This is a genomic window from Pseudomonas auratipiscis (assembly GCF_036324085.1).
GTDB classification, from domain to species: Bacteria; Pseudomonadota; Gammaproteobacteria; order Pseudomonadales; family Pseudomonadaceae; genus Aquipseudomonas; species Aquipseudomonas auratipiscis.
On sequence record NZ_JAZDCU010000003.1, the window covers coordinates 318946 to 334760 of the forward strand.

Genomic DNA, 15815 nt, shown 5'->3' on the forward strand with positions numbered 1-15815 from the left:
TATTGATGTGGTGCTGAAATTATTTTTCAGCGCTGCACCTCCAGCGTCACTGAACCGTCGGCTTCGCGATGCACGATGACCGGTGCGAGTTGCGCCAGGCTGTCGATCAACTGCTCGACGTTGCCTGCCGGGTATTGGCCGCTGAGCCGATGTTGCTGAGCACCCGCGCCTGTCAACCGAATCGGTGCTACACGATGGCGCTGCACCTGCGCCACAACCGCATCCAACGGCGTGGCGTCGAAATGAAACAGGTCTTGCCGCCAGGCTTGCAGTTGCGCCGGATTGCTTGTTTCGACAGCCCCCAACGCCTGGCGGCTAGCCCGCAACTGTTGCTGAGCGACCAGGTGCTGACGTGCCTGCCCATTGCTGACTTGCACCGCACCTTCCAGCACCGCTACTCGCACCCCGCGCGTATCACTGAGCACATCGAATACGGTACCAATATCGCGGACGATGACACCGTGGCTACGCACAATGAACGGCGCCTTCTGGTGCGCGACGCTAAACAGTCCTTCACCCTCGAGCAGCTCGAACTGACGACTGCGCAAGCGGTATTCGATCCGCAAAACGCTGCCAGCATCCAGTTCGACCACGCTACCATCTTCCAGCTGCAGCACTTCTCGGGCACTGCTGGCAACTTTCACTTCCCGGTAACCCAGGCTTGGGTCTGCCAACCAGGTCCATCCGACCAGCGCCATTATCAACGCTGTGCCTGCAGCCTTGCGCCGACGGTTAGCCTGGCGCGCGCTCTGTGCCTTGGCTTCGGCCAACAGCGCCTCGCGGCTGGGCACAAGGGCACGCAGCGCTTCGGCATAGGGTTCCAGGGGATCGGACGGGTTCTGCGCGCGTCGTTGATGCATAGGGGTCATAGCTGCGGTCGCCAGCGTTGCTCAAGAGTGCGCATGGCCTTCATGAAGTGCTGGGCAACCATATTCAATGAGATTTCCAGCTCACGGGCGATGTCTAACTGTGCCATACCGTGGATACGATGCAACAGAAACACCTGGCGTTGACGTGCAGGCATCGACTCAACCACGGCCAGCAATGCCCGTAGCCGTTGTTCAAATTCCAGAGCCATGGCGCCGTCGACGTTATCGCAATGCTGCTCGGCCAGGCCTATCTGGCTCTGCACATAAAGCGTGCGGGTGCTTTCGGCGCGCCGCCGGTCGATGGCTCGGTTGACCGTGGCCCGGCGCAAAAACGCGATGGGCAGTTTTATCCCAGTGAGGGGCGGCTTCTCCAGAATCTGCAAGCAGACATCGTGAACAACGTCACGGGCGAAGTGCTGATTGGCAAAACGACGGCGAATATGTTCGACCAGATCGTCATAGTGCAGGGCCAAGGCCCGCAGCAGATCGTTTTCGGTCGAAGCCATGACAGCGCCCATTTGATAGTGAGTCTCATTTATATCACGGTGTTTTCCCTGTCAGCAATCCACTCCACTCTTTCCAGGCCCGAATGCAGGCCTCCCCTGTTGGTTGTTAAGCAACTACACTGGAGCAAGCCCGCAGGCGCCCCAGACGTAATTTGAGCGATACATCAATGTGCAGAAGCGCTTCAGTAACCCTGCTTTCCCTCCTCGCCTTGAGCCTGGCGCTGGCGTCTGGTTGCTCCAGTAAAACAGCCCAGCCACGCTACCTGGCCTCGAACGCAGGCTCGGCCTGTCACGCAAAAGCCCTGCCGACGGTGGGTGAAGGCGGCCTGGCCTGGGGGTCGACGCTGCAGATAGCGCGGCAAAAATCCTTGCACAACTGCATGCGCTACGCCGGGCGCTCCGGCGGTACGCCTGACACCTGCAAAGTCGTGCTGGCCGACTGCAAATAGCGCAATACCCCAGGCGCGAGGTACGCGCCAGAGCCTCTGTTGGGGTGTCGCAATGCCTCGGGCTTACCCGTACCTATCATTCCCAGTGATAGTTATCTTCGTCCCGTTCGATTCGTTGTTAATAGTTACAAATCGCAGAATCCGCCCATTCTTAATAAATTGGCGGACACACCATGGAACAGTCACTCAAACCTTTGCGTTACCCCTTGGCTCTACTTGCAGTATTGGTGATGAGTGCCTGCAGCCGTACCCCGGAAGCCGTTCAGGCACCGGCTGCGGCCAAGGTCAGCGTGGCCAAGGTATTGGAACAACCCATCAATGAGTGGGACGAGTTCACCGGACGCCTGGAAGCGCCCGAAACAGTAGAGGTGCGCCCGCGCGTCTCCGGTCAGATCGATCGAGTGGCGTTTACCGAAGGTGCCCAGGTCAAGAAAGGCGACTTGCTGTTCCAGATCGACCCGCGGCCATTTCAGGCCGAAGTCCGTCGCCTTGAAGCTCAGTTGCAGCAAGCCCGCGCCACCGCGGCGCGCAGTGACAACGAAGCGCGCCGCGGTGAGCGCCTGCGCAGCAGCAATGCGATTTCGGCAGAGCTGGCTGAATCACGCACCAGCGCCGCCGCCGAAGCCCGTGCTGGGGTTGCAGCCATCCAGGCGCAACTGGACCTGGCCCGCCTGAACCTGAGTTTTACCCGCGTGACCGCGCCAATCAGCGGCCAGGTCAGTCGCGCGCAGTTCACCGCGGGCAACATCGTCAGCGCCGATGTGACACCACTGACTAGCGTGGTTTCCACCGACAAGGTCTATGCCTACTTCGATGCCGACGAGCGCGTGTACCTCAAGTACACCCAGTTGGCCCGAGACGGTCAGCGCGGCCAGAGCACGCCGGTGTACCTGGGCCTTTCCAACGAGCAAGGCAACCCGCACCTGGGGCAGATGAACTTCGTCGACAACCAGGTTAACCCCAAGACTGGCACCATTCGCGGTCGTGCCGTATTCGACAACGCCGATGGGCAATTCACCCCAGGCTTGTATGCGCGTCTGAAACTGGTCGGCAGCGCGACCTACTCGGCGGTGTTAATCAATGACGAAGCCGTAGGCACCGACCTTGGCAAAAAATTCGTACTGGTCATGGACAAGGACAACAAGGCCGCCTATCGCGCCGTTGAATTGGGGCCCAAGCTCGAAGGCCTGCGAATCGTGCGCAGTGGCTTGAGCAAGGAAGACCGCATTGTGGTCAAGGGCCTGCAACGCGTGCGTCCTGGCTCAGAGGTCAATCCTCAGGACACACCGATGGCCAGCGAGGCGACCATGGCCGCCCTCGCCCAGCAACGCCAGGCTCTTCAAGCTAGCGTCCCAGGCAAGTCTGCCGCCCCTGCCACTGTAAAAATCGTCAGTGCCTCGGCACCGCGCGGTTAAGGAATCGGTCCGATGAATTTTTCCAAGTTTTTCATTACCCGGCCGATTTTCGCCGCGGTGCTGTCGCTGTTGATCCTGATTGCCGGCAGCATCTCGCTGTTCCAACTGCCGATCAGCGAATACCCCGAAGTGGTTCCACCGACCGTGGTGGTGCGCGCCAATTTCCCCGGTGCCAACCCAAAAGTAATCGGTGACACCGTTGCTGCGCCCTTGGAGCAGGCGATCACCGGAGTAGAGAACATGTTGTACATGTCCTCGCAATCCACCGCCGATGGCAAGCTGACCCTGACCATTACGTTTGCCCTGGGCACCGATCTGGACAATGCCCAGGTTCAGGTCCAGAACCGTGTCACCCGCACCCAGCCCAAGCTGCCCGAGGAAGTGACCCGCATCGGCATTACCGTCGACAAGGCATCGCCCGACCTGACCATGGTTGTGCACCTGACTTCGCCGGACAACCGCTACGACATGCTTTACCTGTCCAACTACGCCATCCTTAATATCAAGGACGAACTGGCGCGCTTGGGCGGTGTCGGTGACGTGCAACTGTTCGGTATGGGCGACTATTCCCTGCGGGTGTGGCTGGACCCGAACAAGACCGCTTCGCGCAACCTGACTGCCAGCGACGTGGTTGCTGCGATTCGCGAGCAGAACCGTCAGGTGGCCGCTGGCCAACTCGGCGCGCCGCCTGCGCCTGGCAGCACCAGCTTCCAGCTCTCGGTCAACACTCAGGGCCGACTGGTCAACGAAGAAGAGTTCGAGAACATCATCATCCGCTCCGGTGCCGATGGTGAAATCACCCGTCTCAAGGACATCGCTCGCGTCGAGCTGGGCTCAAGCCAATATGCACTGCGTTCATTGCTCAATAACAAACCGGCGGTAGCCATCCCGATCTTCCAGCGCCCGGGCTCCAACGCTATCGATATCTCCGATGAAGTGCGGTCGAAAATGGCCGAACTGAAGAAAGACTTCCCTGAGGGCATGGACTACAGCATCGTCTACGACCCTACTGTGTTCGTACGCGGCTCTATCGAAGCGGTGGTGCATACCCTGTTCGAAGCCCTGGTGCTGGTCGTGCTGGTGGTGATTCTGTTCCTGCAAACCTGGCGCGCCTCGATCATTCCGCTGGTGGCAGTGCCGGTTTCGTTGATCGGTACCTTTGCAGTCATGCACCTGTTCGGCTTCTCGCTCAACGCCCTGTCGCTGTTCGGGCTGGTGTTGGCAATTGGCATCGTGGTCGATGACGCCATCGTGGTGGTGGAAAACGTCGAGCGTAATATCGGCCTGGGCCTAAAACCCCTGGAGGCTACGCAAAAGGCCATGGGTGAAGTGACCGGGCCAATTATCGCCACGGCGTTGGTACTGTGCGCGGTGTTCGTGCCTGCCGCCTTTATCTCGGGCCTTACCGGTCAGTTCTATAAGCAATTTGCACTGACCATTGCCATCTCCACCGTCATCTCGGCGTTCAACTCCCTGACCCTGTCGCCTGCGTTGGCAGCGGTATTGCTCCAAGAGCATCATGCACCCAAGGACCGTTTCTCGCGGGTGCTTGAGCGTTTGCTGGGTGGTTGGCTGTTCAACCCGTTCAACCGTTTCTTCGACCGTGCCAGCCATAGCTACGTCGGTGCCGTCGGCCGGGTTATCCGCAGCAGCGGTATTGCCCTGTTCGTCTACGGTGGTCTGATTGTCATGACCTGGTTGGGCTTCTCCTCTACTCCAACCGGCTTTGTACCGGCGCAGGACAAGCAGTACCTGGTGGCCTTCGCACAACTGCCGGACGCGGCCAGCCTCGATCGTACCGAAGCTGTGATCAAGAAAATGAGCGAGATTGCCCTTAAACAACCTGGCGTTGCCGACTCGGTGGCGTTCCCGGGCCTGTCGATCAACGGTTTTACCAACAGCCCGAACAGCGGCATCGTCTTCACTCCGCTCAAGCCATTTGATGAGCGCAAGGACCCTAGCCAGTCGGCCGCCGCCATTGCTGCTTCACTGAATGCGCAATTTGCCGATATCGAAGATGCCTACATTGCGATTTTCCCACCGCCGCCGGTACAGGGGCTGGGCACCATCGGCGGTTTCCGCCTGCAGGTCGAAGACCGTGGCAACCTTGGCTATGAAGCGCTGTACAAGGAGGTCCAGAATGTTATCGCCAAGAGCCACAACGTGCCGGAATTGGCGGGACTGTTCACCAGCTACCAGGTCAACGTACCCCAGGTCGACGCAGCCATCGACCGTGAAAAGGCCAAGACCCACGGTGTAGCCATCAGCGATATTTTCGATACGCTGCAGATCTACCTGGGTTCGCTGTATGCCAACGACTTCAACCGCTTTGGTCGCACCTACCAGGTCAACGTTCAGGCTGAGCAGCAGTTCCGCCTGGAAGCCGAGCAGATCGGTCAGTTGAAGGTACGCAACAACCAGGGCGAAATGATTCCGCTGGCGACCTTTATCAAGGTCAGCGACACCTCCGGACCAGATCGTGTCATGCACTACAACGGCTTCATTACCGCCGAAATCAACGGGGGCGCAGCGCCTGGCTACAGCTCCGGCCAAGCGGAAAAGGCCATCGAAAAACTGCTCAAGGAAGAGTTGCCCAACGGCATGACCTACGAATGGACCGAGCTGACCTACCAGCAGATTCTTTCCGGTAACACCGCGCTGTTCGTCTTCCCGCTCTGCGTTTTGCTGGCCTTCCTGGTACTGGCGGCCCAATACGAAAGCTGGAGCCTGCCACTGGCGGTGATCCTGATTGTTCCGATGACCCTGCTGTCGGCGATTACCGGGGTGATTCTTTCCGGTGGCGACAACAACATCTTCACCCAGATCGGCTTGATTGTACTGGTGGGGCTGGCATGCAAGAACGCCATCCTGATTGTCGAGTTTGCCAAGGACAAACAGGCTGAAGGTCTCGACCCATTGGCCGCGGTGCTGGAAGCTTGCCGCCTGCGTCTGCGGCCAATCCTGATGACCTCGATTGCCTTCATCATGGGGGTGGTACCGCTGGTGTTCTCCTCTGGTGCCGGGGCGGAAATGCGCCATGCCATGGGTGTGGCGGTGTTCTCCGGAATGATCGGTGTGACCTTCTTCGGGTTGCTGCTGACGCCAGTGTTCTTTGTTCTGATCCGCCGTTACGTCGAACGCAGCCAGGCTCGCAAAGCCGCCCATGCGCTAAAGCTGGAGAGCCATGCATGAACACCTTGAAACTATGGATGCCCAGCTTACTGGTGCTGGCCCTGGCCGCCTGTGCCGTCGGCCCTGACTACCAGGCGCCAGACACCGCAACAGCGCAACTGAGCGCCGCCAATGCACCCGGTGCCAAAGGCGCATTCGACCCCAGCCGGTTCGAAAGTGTCTGGTGGAAGCAGTTCGACGACCCGGTACTCAACCAGTTGGTCAGCCAGTCGCTGCAAGGCAACCGAGAGTTGCGTATCGCGTTCGCTCGCCTCAAGGCCGCGCGCGCAATTCGTGACGATGTCAGCAATGACACCCTGCCGACAGTGACCAGCCGCGCCAGCAGCGACCTGGGCAAAGGGCAGATCCCAGGGCAGAGCGACGACCGGGTCAACAGTGAACGCTACGACCTGGGCCTGGACATGGCCTGGGAGCTGGATCTGTTTGGCCGCATCCAGCGCCAACTGGAAGCCAGTGAGGCACAGCAGGACGCCGCCCAAGCCGATCTGCAACAGTTGCAAGTGAGCCTGATTGCCGAGCTGGTCGATGCTTACGGCCAACTGCGTGGTGCGCAGTTGCGCGAGAAAATCGCCCTGGCCAACCTCAAGACCCAACAGGACTCGCGCGGCATTACTGAAACACTGCGCGATGCCGGGGTCGGCAACGACCTGGATGTGGTCCGTGCCGATGCGCGGCTGGCAGAGGTCGAGGCCAGCGTTCCGCAGTTGCAGGCAGAGCAAGTACGCGCACGCAACCGCATTGCCACCTTGCTCGGGCAGCGCCCTGAAGCGTTGGCAATCGACCTGTCACCGGCCCAACTGCCAGCAATCGCCAAGGCCTTACCGGTCGGCGATCCAGGTGAACTGCTCAAACGTCGCCCGGATATCCGCAGCGCTGAACGGCAGTTGGCTGCAGCGACGGCCAACATTGGTGTGGCCACCGCCGACCTGTTCCCACGGGTCAGCCTCAGCGGGTTTCTAGGCTTTACTGCAGCACGTGGCTCGCAATTGGGGTCTTCGGCAGCGCAAGCCTGGGCCCTGGGGCCGAGCATCACCTGGGCGGCGTTCGACCTGGGCAGCGTGCGCGCACGTCTGCGCGGCGCTAATGCCGATGCTGAAGGGGCACTGGCCAATTATGAGCAGCAGGTGCTGCTGGCACTGGAGGAATCGGAAAACGCCTTCAGCGACTACAGCAAGCGCCAACAACGCCTGCTCGCCCTGCTACGCCAGAGCGAAGCCAGTCGCAAGGCTGCCGACCTCGCCTCGATTCGTTACCGCGAAGGCACCGTGGACTATCTGGTCCTGCTCGATGCCGAACGTGAACGCCTGAGCGCTGAAGACGCCCAGGCCCAGGGTGAAGTCGACCTGTACCGGGGCATCGTTGCCATCTACAAAGCCCTGGGTGGCGGCTGGCAGACCGAGAACGTCGCTGCGATCAACTGATTCAACCTCTCCTTTGGTTGGTTTCTGACCGGCCTTTTGCCCCGCTTGCTGCCGCTCGCGGGGCTTTTTTATGGTTCTTCACGCAATCCCGGAGGGTTGTAATCTCCGGGATTGCGTGAAGAACCTTTTTTATGAGCGCCATGAACAGTACATGAAGCTGGGATTGCGACCGATCGCAAGCAAGGCCGCCGCCTACGGAGTTATGCAAGGCCTGCTGACGGTGGTCTGCGATTTGACGTCAGCCGCTCACTCACCCAAGCTGACGCCTTTGCCAGTCGCGTGTTGCGGATTCACCCATGTCGAAGCAGCGTCAATACACCCTTATCAGCCTGACCCTGATTGTCATCCTCGGTCTTGGCGGGTACTTTTGGCGCGATAACAGCCCGGCGCCAGCGCCGGCCCTCAAGCATTCCTATGCCAAATCCCTGGCCATGGCTCACAACGGCCAGCCGGGCGCGGCGCGGGTGCTGTACCAGCAGTTGGCGCGCACCGATCTATCAGCCATTCGCCGCGCAGGCTTGTACCAGGAACTGCCCAATTATCCTTCGCCGTTGGCACTGAAACTGGCCACTCGCGACCTGCAGCACGACGATCCGCTGGTACGCCGCGCCGCTATTGCGAGTATCGGCGAAATGTTGCCCGACGCTCAGCGCAGCCTGGTATTAGGCCCTTTGCTCGACGATGAAGAGCAACGCGTGCGCTTTGCCGTCGTCGATGCGCTGTTGGGCCTTGGTCCGGATGACATAGGTCTGTACTTCGGCCCCTTGCAGCATGCGCTCGAGCAGTACCAACAAGTGCTTGCGCAACAGACTGACGACCCGGCCGCTCAGTTGCACTTGGCCAGGCTCTATCTACACGAGAACAGCTTCAAGGAAGCCGCATCAACGTTGGAGCAAACGCTGAAACTTGACCCGGAAAACCTTGAGGCCTTGGCCGTGCAGGTGCAGTTGCTGGAACGCCAGGGTCGAACCGATGCCTCGCGTCAGGTCCTGGCAACGGCGCTGCAACAGCGACCCGACTCGGCCTTCCTGCAACATGAACTGGGCAAATGGCTACTGCGCCACGGCCAGGACGAATATGCCTTGCTGGCCTTTGCCCGAGCTCTGGAGCTTGATCCGGACAATAACGCCTATCGCTATACGCTGGCCACCAGCCTGCACCAGCTGGAGCAAGTAGAACCGGCGCAGAAACAGCTCGAAGCGTTGCTGTCTCGGGACCCTGCCAATCGCAAAGCCAGGGTGCTGCTGATCGAGTACTGGAAAGAGACCGGGCAAATGCAAAATGTACAGGTGCTCCTGGCCCAGCTTGAACAGCTCAACCCCGACGACCCTCTGGTGCAACAAGGTTTGTAGCCGAAACCTGACCATTGGGCATTACAGTTGAACCCCCTCCTGCGCACCGTGGTCCAGTGATAGTGCACTGGCAGTGACCGCCCCCGGCGCAAACTGCGTGCTTCTATCAATGGAGACTCCACGTGGTCGATTCGTCGCACGCTCGACAAGGCAATGGTACAGAGCACCCGGAACGCACGGCAGATCACCTGGCCAAGGCACCTGCAGTGGATCATGTGCGGATTTTAACCGTCAACGCCCACAAGGGTTTCAGCCCGCTCAATCGCCATTATGTGCTGCCCGAACTGCGCGAAGCAGTGCGCAGCGAAGATGCTGACCTGGTGTTTCTCCAAGAGGTACTCGGTAGCCATCGCCATCACGGCCGACGCCACCCGAATTGGTCAGAGGTGCCGCAATACGAGTTTCTCGCCGACTCGCTCTGGCCGGTGTTCGCGTATGGCCGCAACGCGGTGTACCCCGATGGCGAGCACGGCAATGCTCTGCTCTCTAAGTACCCCATTGTTCGCCATGAAAATCTCGATATCAGCATCAAAGGCAGCGAACAGCGGGGCTTGCTGCATTCGATCCTGGCCTTGCCAGAGGCTATAGAGCTGCACGCCATTTGTGTGCACCTGGGTCTGGATGAACGCCAACGCCGGCAACAGATACAACTGCTGTGCCGGCTGCTCGAAAGCGTGCCAAGCAACGCCCCGGTCATCGTTGCGGGCGATTTCAACGACTGGCGTTGCCGCGCGGATGCGCAACTGGCCGGATGTGGGCTGCACGAGGTGTTCACCGAGGCCAACGGCAAACCGGCGCGCAGCTTTCCCGCACGCTGGCCAGTGCTGTGCCTTGATCGCATCTACTTGCGCAACGCCCGAGCCCATCAACCTAAAGTCATGTCGCGCAAGCCCTGGACGCATTTGTCCGATCACTTGCCCCTGGCTGTGGAGGTGCGCTGGTGAACGGCCAATGGCGCAAAGACAACCAGGTTCAACTGTTGATCAACGGTGAGGCGTATTTCCCCAGCGTCTTCGCCGCCATCGAGCAGGCGCGCGAGGAGGTCCTGCTGGAAACCTTCATCATTTTCGAAGACAAGGTGGGTCGTCAGTTGCAACAACTGTTGATCGACGCTGCTCAACGCGGGGTGCGGGTAAAAATGCTGGTCGACGGCTACGGCACCGCAGACCTGAGCTACGACTACCTCAAAGCCTTGAGCGATGCCGGGGTGCATTTGCAGGCTTTCGATCCCCGACCCAAGCGCCTGGGGATGCGTACCAATCTATTTCGCCGATTACACCGCAAGATCCTGGTGATCGATGGCGAAGTTGGCTTTGTCGGCGGCATCAACTACAGCGCCGATCACCTCGACGACTTTGGCCCCATGGCCAAACAGGATTATGCCGTACAGGTGCGCGGGCCGATCGTTTCCGATCTGCGTAATTCGACCCTCACCCTCCTCGACGAATCCGCCAGGCTACACCCACGCAGCCGCCGTTGGTGGCAACGTGCACTGCCGCTAGCGGCCGACAGCGATCAGGCCAGCATGATCCTGTGCATTCGAGACAACCAGGATCACCCCAATGACATTGAACGGCACTACCTCAAGGCGCTGGAGTGCGCCAAAGAGCGAATCATTATTGCCAACGCCTATTTTTTCCCCGGCTATCGGTTACTGCGCACCCTGCGCAACGCCGCGCGCCGTGGCGTACAAGTGACCTTGATACTGCAGGGGATGCCGGACATGCCGCTGGTACGCCTGTGTTCGCGCTTGCTCTACAACTATCTGTTACGTGACGGTGTGCAGATCTTCGAATACTGCGAGCGCCCCCTGCACGGCAAGGTGGCCTTGGTTGACCGCCACTGGTCGACCGTGGGCTCAAGCAATCTGGATCCCTTGAGCCTGTCATTGAATCTGGAAGCCAATCTGGTGATCCACGACACCGCACTCAACGAGCGCTTGCACGAGCACCTGCAAGAGCTGAGCGACCAGCGCTGCAAGTCTGTGAACCTGCAACGCGTGCTGCGCGGCTACTGGTGGCGTGCGCCGCTGATATTTCTCAGCTTTCACTTCATTCGTCACTTCCCGGCCATTGTCGGCTGGCTTCCCGCCCATGTTCCGCGCCTGCAGCCGCTGCTGCGTGACCATCCGTCCACAGGCAAGACCATATGACCACGTCCTCCAGCCATTGGCGTCGAGCCCGGCAATTACTCACGCTGGCTTTCTTCATCCTCGTGCCTGTACTGCTGTACACCTTGTTGAAGAACCTGGATTGGCAGGAGGTACGCCATGCACTTGCGTCATACCGCTGGCAGACTTTGGCCCTGGCGGGGCTGATCAGTGCCTGCAGCTTTGCCCTATTCAGCTGTTACGATCTGGTCGGGCGGCGCTATACCGGCCATGACCTCCCCGCACGCCAGGTCCTGCCATTGGCGTTTGTCTGCTATGCCTTCAACCTCAACCTGAGTGCATGGGTCGGTGCGATTGCCCTCCGGTATCGGCTTTACACGCGCCTGGGACTGTCCGTGGCGACCATCACTCGAATCCTCAGTCTGGGCTTGCTGACCAATTGGCTAGGTTACTTTTTTTTGGCAGGAACATTGTTCCTCTGTGGCTTCCCAGGGTTACCGGCGGGGTTCGAGATCGGCAGCACTGGCCTGCGCCTGATCGGACTGCTGTTGCTGCTGGCGGCGCTGGCGTACCTGGCGGCCTGTCGCTTTTCGCGCCGCCGGACCTTTCGTATTCGTGACCACCGAATCACCTTGCCAAGCTTGCCCATGGCAGCGCTGCAGTTGGTAATGGGCGCCAGCAACTGGGCGCTGATGGCGCTGGTCGTGTTCAGCCTGCTACCCGACAAGGTCGGTTACCCGACGATTCTGGCGGTGTTGATGATCAGCAGTATCGCAGGCGTCATCACCCATATTCCGGCAGGCCTGGGGGTACTGGAGACGGTATTCCTGACCCTGCTGCAGGCAACCTACGGCAAAGGTACGTTGTTCGCGGCCTTGATCGGCTACCGGGTGGTGTACTTTCTGCTGCCGTTGCTGGTTGCCGGCCTGGTCTATTTACTGCTTGAGCGCCTGGCCAGTCAACGAACCAGCGAGTCCAGATCAGGCAGCGCCGGCTAACGAACGCCAGCGCCGTTGTCGGGACGGATCAGCGGCCGATGTCTTCGTTCCAAAGGTCGGGCCGGGCGGCAATGAAGTCTTTCATCATGCTGATACAGGCCTGGTTGTGTTGTACTTGCAAGGTTACGCCACGAGAGGCCAGCAACGCCTCTTCGCCAAGAAATGTCTGGTTTTCACCGACAATCACGCGCTTGATCCCGTACAACAGGATCGCACCACTGCACATCGCGCAGGGCGACAAAGTGGTGTAGAGCGTCGATTGCGCATACACCTTTGCCGGTTGTCGGCCGGCGTTTTCCAGCGCGTCCATCTCGCCATGCAAAATAGCGCTACCCGATTGCACCCGCCGATTGTGCCCCCGTCCAATAACCTTGCCCTCGTGCACCAGCACTGAACCGATGGGAATACCTCCTTCATCCAGGCCCTTTCTGGCCTCATCAATGGCAGCCTGCATGAATTCATCCGGGTGGACCGATGGGGTGCTCATGAGTTTATTGACTCCAATGTCAAAATCAGTGGTTGTCGCAAGACTAGCACACGTGCGCAATGGCATCCCGGCCAACCCCAACTATGCTGTAGGGGTTTTCCTTGGCGATCCGGACGGACCGGGTCGAACCTGTGAAGGGAGCCTGAAGATGAGTAAGAAAATCCTGGTGGTCCTGACTAACACAGCCAAATACCCGACACTCAAGCGGGCCACCGGGCTTTGGCTGGGTGAGGCGGTTCACTTTGTAGAAAAGGTCGAAAAAGCCGGTTTCAAGGTCGATTACATCAGTCCTACCGGCGGCTATGTACCGATCGACCCGCACAGTTTGGCAATGGCTGCGGACATCGATTGGCAGTGGTACAACGACAAAGCCTTCATGAACCGCCTGGGCACTACCTTGAGCCCCGGCCAGGTCAAAGCCCAGGACTATGCCGCGATCTACTACGCTGGCGGCCACGGTGTGATCTGGGACTTCCCGGACAATACCGGACTGCAGGAACTGGCACGCCACATTTTTGAAGCAGGCGGCGTGGTTTCCTCGGTCTGCCATGGTGCCGTAGGCCTGCTCAATATAAAGCTGAGCGACAACACACTTCTGGTCAAGGATCGTGAAGTGACCGGCTTTTCCAATGTGGAGGAACAACTGGCGGAGCTGGACAAAGTGGTGCCCTACCTCACCGAGAACGAATTGGGCGCCCGCGGTGGTCTCTACCGCAAGAGCGAGGATCCCTGGAAAGCATTTGCCATCGCCGACCAGAAAGAAGGCCGTTTGATCACCGGGCAAAACCCCGCTTCCGGCAGCGCGGTAGCAGATTTGGTCGTGAAGGCGCTGGCAGGACACAAGCGCGCTTGACTCAAGTCTCAAGCTGAATAGGACTACAGATGCCAACAATGCAACCCTACAGGCGCGTCTGGGGCATTTCTCTATGCTGGGCTTCGGTTCAGCATAGAGGCAACCCACCATGGTTCCATACTCAAACGCAGGGCGTAGCCTGATCGAGTTTCTGGTCACCCTTCTGATCGGATTGGCGCCAGTCGCTTGCGGCCTGCTAGTACTAGCCTTGCAAGTCGACCGTAAGCAGGAAGAAACCATTGCCGTCACGGCAAACGAAGCGATCTACGCCATCGATAGAGTGATCGAAACCCTGCATGAATCCAGTACTCAAGCATTGAAGTTCACCGGTAACCCGTGCGACGACATTTTGCCCGAGCTACGCAAAGAAGTGATCAAACAACCCAATGTCCGTTCGATGGCTCTGGAAAAGGACCATCGGGTTTTTTGCAGTACCCTGTATGGCTCCACCGACTACATGATTGACGAGGGCAGCGATGTCAACGAGCGTCTTCGTGTGGCCGCTGGCAACCGGGCAACCCCAAATTCGGCCATCCTGCGCTACCGCAAGCAGACCAGCCCTTATGCAGTGGTTGCGGTGGCCGACTTGCGAGTCCTGCAGGCGGAGTTGCTCGGATTCCAGAACGCAGTGGTCCTGAGTCTGCAATTCGGTACCCAGTACATTTGGGCGACAGGCCATGGGGACGCCAGCCGCGTACCCAACCAAGCGCAGAACAGCTTGAAGCTCACCTCAGAACAATTTGGCTATACCGTGCACGCCGGTTACCCCGAAGGTCAGACCTGGCGGGCGATGCGCCAGGCAATGAATTCAACCTTCCCTTCGCTGTTGCTGGTAGGCATCATGACCTCCGCGGCTGGGTACTGGGGCCTATACAGAAGAGCAAAAGGTCGTCAGACACAAAAGCATGCCCGTTAACGCAAAAAGGCCATTGAACACCTGCTCAATGGCCTTTTTTACTTGCAGCGGATTACTCGGCGTTCAGCACACCACGACGCACCTGGTCGCGCTCGATGGACTCGAACAATGCCTTGAAGTTGCCTTCACCGAAGCCGTCATCGCCCTTGCGCTGGATGAACTCGAAAAACACCGGGCCCATCAAGGTTTCGGAGAAAATCTGCAACAGCAGACGTTTGTCGTCAGGTTGTGAAGAACCATCGAGCAGAATTCCCCGCGCCTGCAATTGGTCCACCGGCTCGCCGTGACCTGGCAAACGCCCTTCGAGCATTTCGTAGTAGGTTTGCGGCGGAGCAGTCATGAAGCGCATGCCCAGCTTTTTCAGCGCATCCCAGCTCTGCAGCAGATCGTCGGTCAGGAAGGCCACATGCTGAATGCCCTCGCCATTGAACTGCATCAGGAACTCCTCGATCTGGCCGGCCCCCTTGGACGATTCCTCGTTCAAGGGAATGCGGATCATGCCATCTGGCGCGGTCATGGCCTTGGAGGTCAGACCGGTGTACTCGCCCTTGATGTCGAAGTAACGAATTTCACGGAAATTGAACAGCTTCTCGTAGAACGCCGCCCAATAGGCCATGCGGCCGCGATAAACGTTGTGGGTCAGGTGGTCGATGATCTTCAGGCCAGCGCCTACCGGATGGCGGTCGACACCTTCGATGAAGTTGAAGTCGATGTCATAAATCGAGCTGCCTTCTTCAAATCGGTCGATCAGGTACAGCGGCGCGCCACCGATACCCTTGATTGCAGGCAAACGAAGCTCCATCGGACCGGTTTCGATTTCCACCGGCTGAGCCCCCAGCTCCAGGGCGCGGGCGTAGGCTTCGTGGGCATTGCGGACACGGAACGCCATACCGCAAACGGAAGGACCGTGCTCGGCAGCGAAGTAGGACGCGATGCTTTTCGGTTCGTTGTTCAGGATAAGATTGATGTCGCCCTGACGGTACAGGTGTACATCCTTGGAGCGGTGGCTTGCCACCTTGGTGAAACCCATGATCTGGAAAATCGGCTCCAGCACACCCGGTGCCGGCGATGCGAACTCAATGAACTCGAAGCCCATCAGGCCCATCGGGTTTTCAAAAATGTCGGCCATGCTCATTACCTCATCATCAAAGCGCTAAAAACGGTGATTGCTTGCTATCGATGTGGAGCGATGATGGCGGCGCGCAGGAGACACCCCTCACACTGCGTGCGAGGTAGTCACCATAAAT

The 15815-nt window shown here is 59.1% G+C and carries 14 protein-coding genes; 10 read left to right on the forward strand and 4 right to left on the reverse strand.

Annotated features, from left to right (window positions below; translation table 11 throughout):
- Positions 1-26 precede the first annotated feature (26 nt).
- Positions 27-869, reverse strand: coding sequence for a FecR family protein (locus V0R60_RS06255; protein ID WP_136475737.1), 843 nt, complete (start codon positions 867-869; stop codon positions 27-29).
- On the reverse strand, positions 866-1375 hold the full coding sequence (locus V0R60_RS06260; protein WP_178084183.1) for an RNA polymerase sigma factor: 510 nt from the start codon (positions 1373-1375) through the stop codon (positions 866-868). The genes V0R60_RS06255 and V0R60_RS06260 overlap by 4 nt, the downstream gene beginning before the upstream one ends.
- A 167-nt stretch (positions 1376-1542) precedes the next feature.
- Here V0R60_RS06260 and V0R60_RS06265 point away from each other — a divergent pair, with 167 nt between their 5' ends.
- The 8 genes from V0R60_RS06265 (at position 1543) to V0R60_RS06300 (ending at position 12312) form a co-directional block, all read left to right on the forward strand.
- Complete coding sequence (locus V0R60_RS06265; RefSeq protein ID WP_330078952.1) at positions 1543-1824, forward strand: hypothetical protein; 282 nt, start codon at positions 1543-1545, stop codon at positions 1822-1824.
- A gap of 173 nt (positions 1825-1997) precedes the next feature.
- Positions 1998-3239: a multidrug efflux RND transporter periplasmic adaptor subunit MexE gene (mexE, locus tag V0R60_RS06270; RefSeq protein WP_330078951.1), complete on the forward strand. Its 1242-nt coding sequence runs from the start codon at positions 1998-2000 to the stop codon at positions 3237-3239.
- A 12-nt stretch (positions 3240-3251) separates the two neighbouring features.
- Positions 3252-6431 carry an efflux RND transporter permease subunit gene (locus tag V0R60_RS06275; RefSeq protein ID WP_330078950.1) on the forward strand — a complete coding sequence of 1060 codons (3180 nt, stop codon included), beginning with the start codon at positions 3252-3254 and terminating at the stop codon, positions 6429-6431.
- The gene (locus V0R60_RS06280; protein ID WP_330078949.1) at positions 6428-7852 is read left to right on the forward strand and encodes a TolC family protein; all 1425 of its coding nucleotides are present in this window, start codon (positions 6428-6430) and stop codon (positions 7850-7852) included. The genes V0R60_RS06275 and V0R60_RS06280 overlap by 4 nt, the downstream gene beginning before the upstream one ends.
- 296 nt (positions 7853-8148) lie before the next feature.
- Positions 8149-9204: a tetratricopeptide repeat protein gene (locus tag V0R60_RS06285; RefSeq protein WP_330078948.1), complete on the forward strand. Its 1056-nt coding sequence runs from the start codon at positions 8149-8151 to the stop codon at positions 9202-9204.
- Positions 9205-9392: 188 nt separating this feature from the next.
- Positions 9393-10148 carry an endonuclease/exonuclease/phosphatase family protein gene (locus V0R60_RS06290; RefSeq protein WP_330079114.1) on the forward strand — a complete coding sequence of 252 codons (756 nt, stop codon included), beginning with the start codon at positions 9393-9395 and terminating at the stop codon, positions 10146-10148.
- Entirely contained in the window at positions 10145-11356 is a 1212-nt protein-coding gene (clsB, locus tag V0R60_RS06295) for a cardiolipin synthase ClsB (protein ID WP_330078947.1), read from the forward strand. Before V0R60_RS06290 ends, clsB begins: the two co-directional genes overlap by 4 nt.
- Positions 11353-12312: a lysylphosphatidylglycerol synthase domain-containing protein gene (locus V0R60_RS06300; protein ID WP_330078946.1), complete on the forward strand. Its 960-nt coding sequence runs from the start codon at positions 11353-11355 to the stop codon at positions 12310-12312. The genes clsB and V0R60_RS06300 overlap by 4 nt, the downstream gene beginning before the upstream one ends.
- Positions 12313-12340: 28 nt before the next feature.
- Here the strand turns inward: V0R60_RS06300 and V0R60_RS06305 are convergent, their stop codons facing one another.
- Positions 12341-12799, reverse strand: coding sequence for a nucleoside deaminase (locus V0R60_RS06305; protein WP_136475729.1), 459 nt, complete (start codon positions 12797-12799; stop codon positions 12341-12343).
- Positions 12800-12947: 148 nt separating this feature from the next.
- Here V0R60_RS06305 and V0R60_RS06310 point away from each other — a divergent pair, with 148 nt between their 5' ends.
- Together V0R60_RS06310 and V0R60_RS06315 are read left to right on the forward strand one after the other, a co-directional pair.
- The gene (locus tag V0R60_RS06310; protein WP_136475728.1) at positions 12948-13652 is read left to right on the forward strand and encodes a type 1 glutamine amidotransferase domain-containing protein; all 705 of its coding nucleotides are present in this window, start codon (positions 12948-12950) and stop codon (positions 13650-13652) included.
- A 109-nt stretch (positions 13653-13761) separates the two neighbouring features.
- A complete protein-coding gene (locus V0R60_RS06315; protein WP_136475727.1) occupies positions 13762-14568 on the forward strand; it encodes a CSS-motif domain-containing protein in 807 nt (268 codons plus the stop codon).
- A 52-nt stretch (positions 14569-14620) separates the two neighbouring features.
- Here the strand turns inward: V0R60_RS06315 and hppD are convergent, their stop codons facing one another.
- A complete protein-coding gene (gene hppD / locus V0R60_RS06320) occupies positions 14621-15697 on the reverse strand; it encodes a 4-hydroxyphenylpyruvate dioxygenase (RefSeq protein WP_136475726.1) in 1077 nt (358 codons plus the stop codon).
- Positions 15698-15815 lie beyond the last annotated feature (118 nt).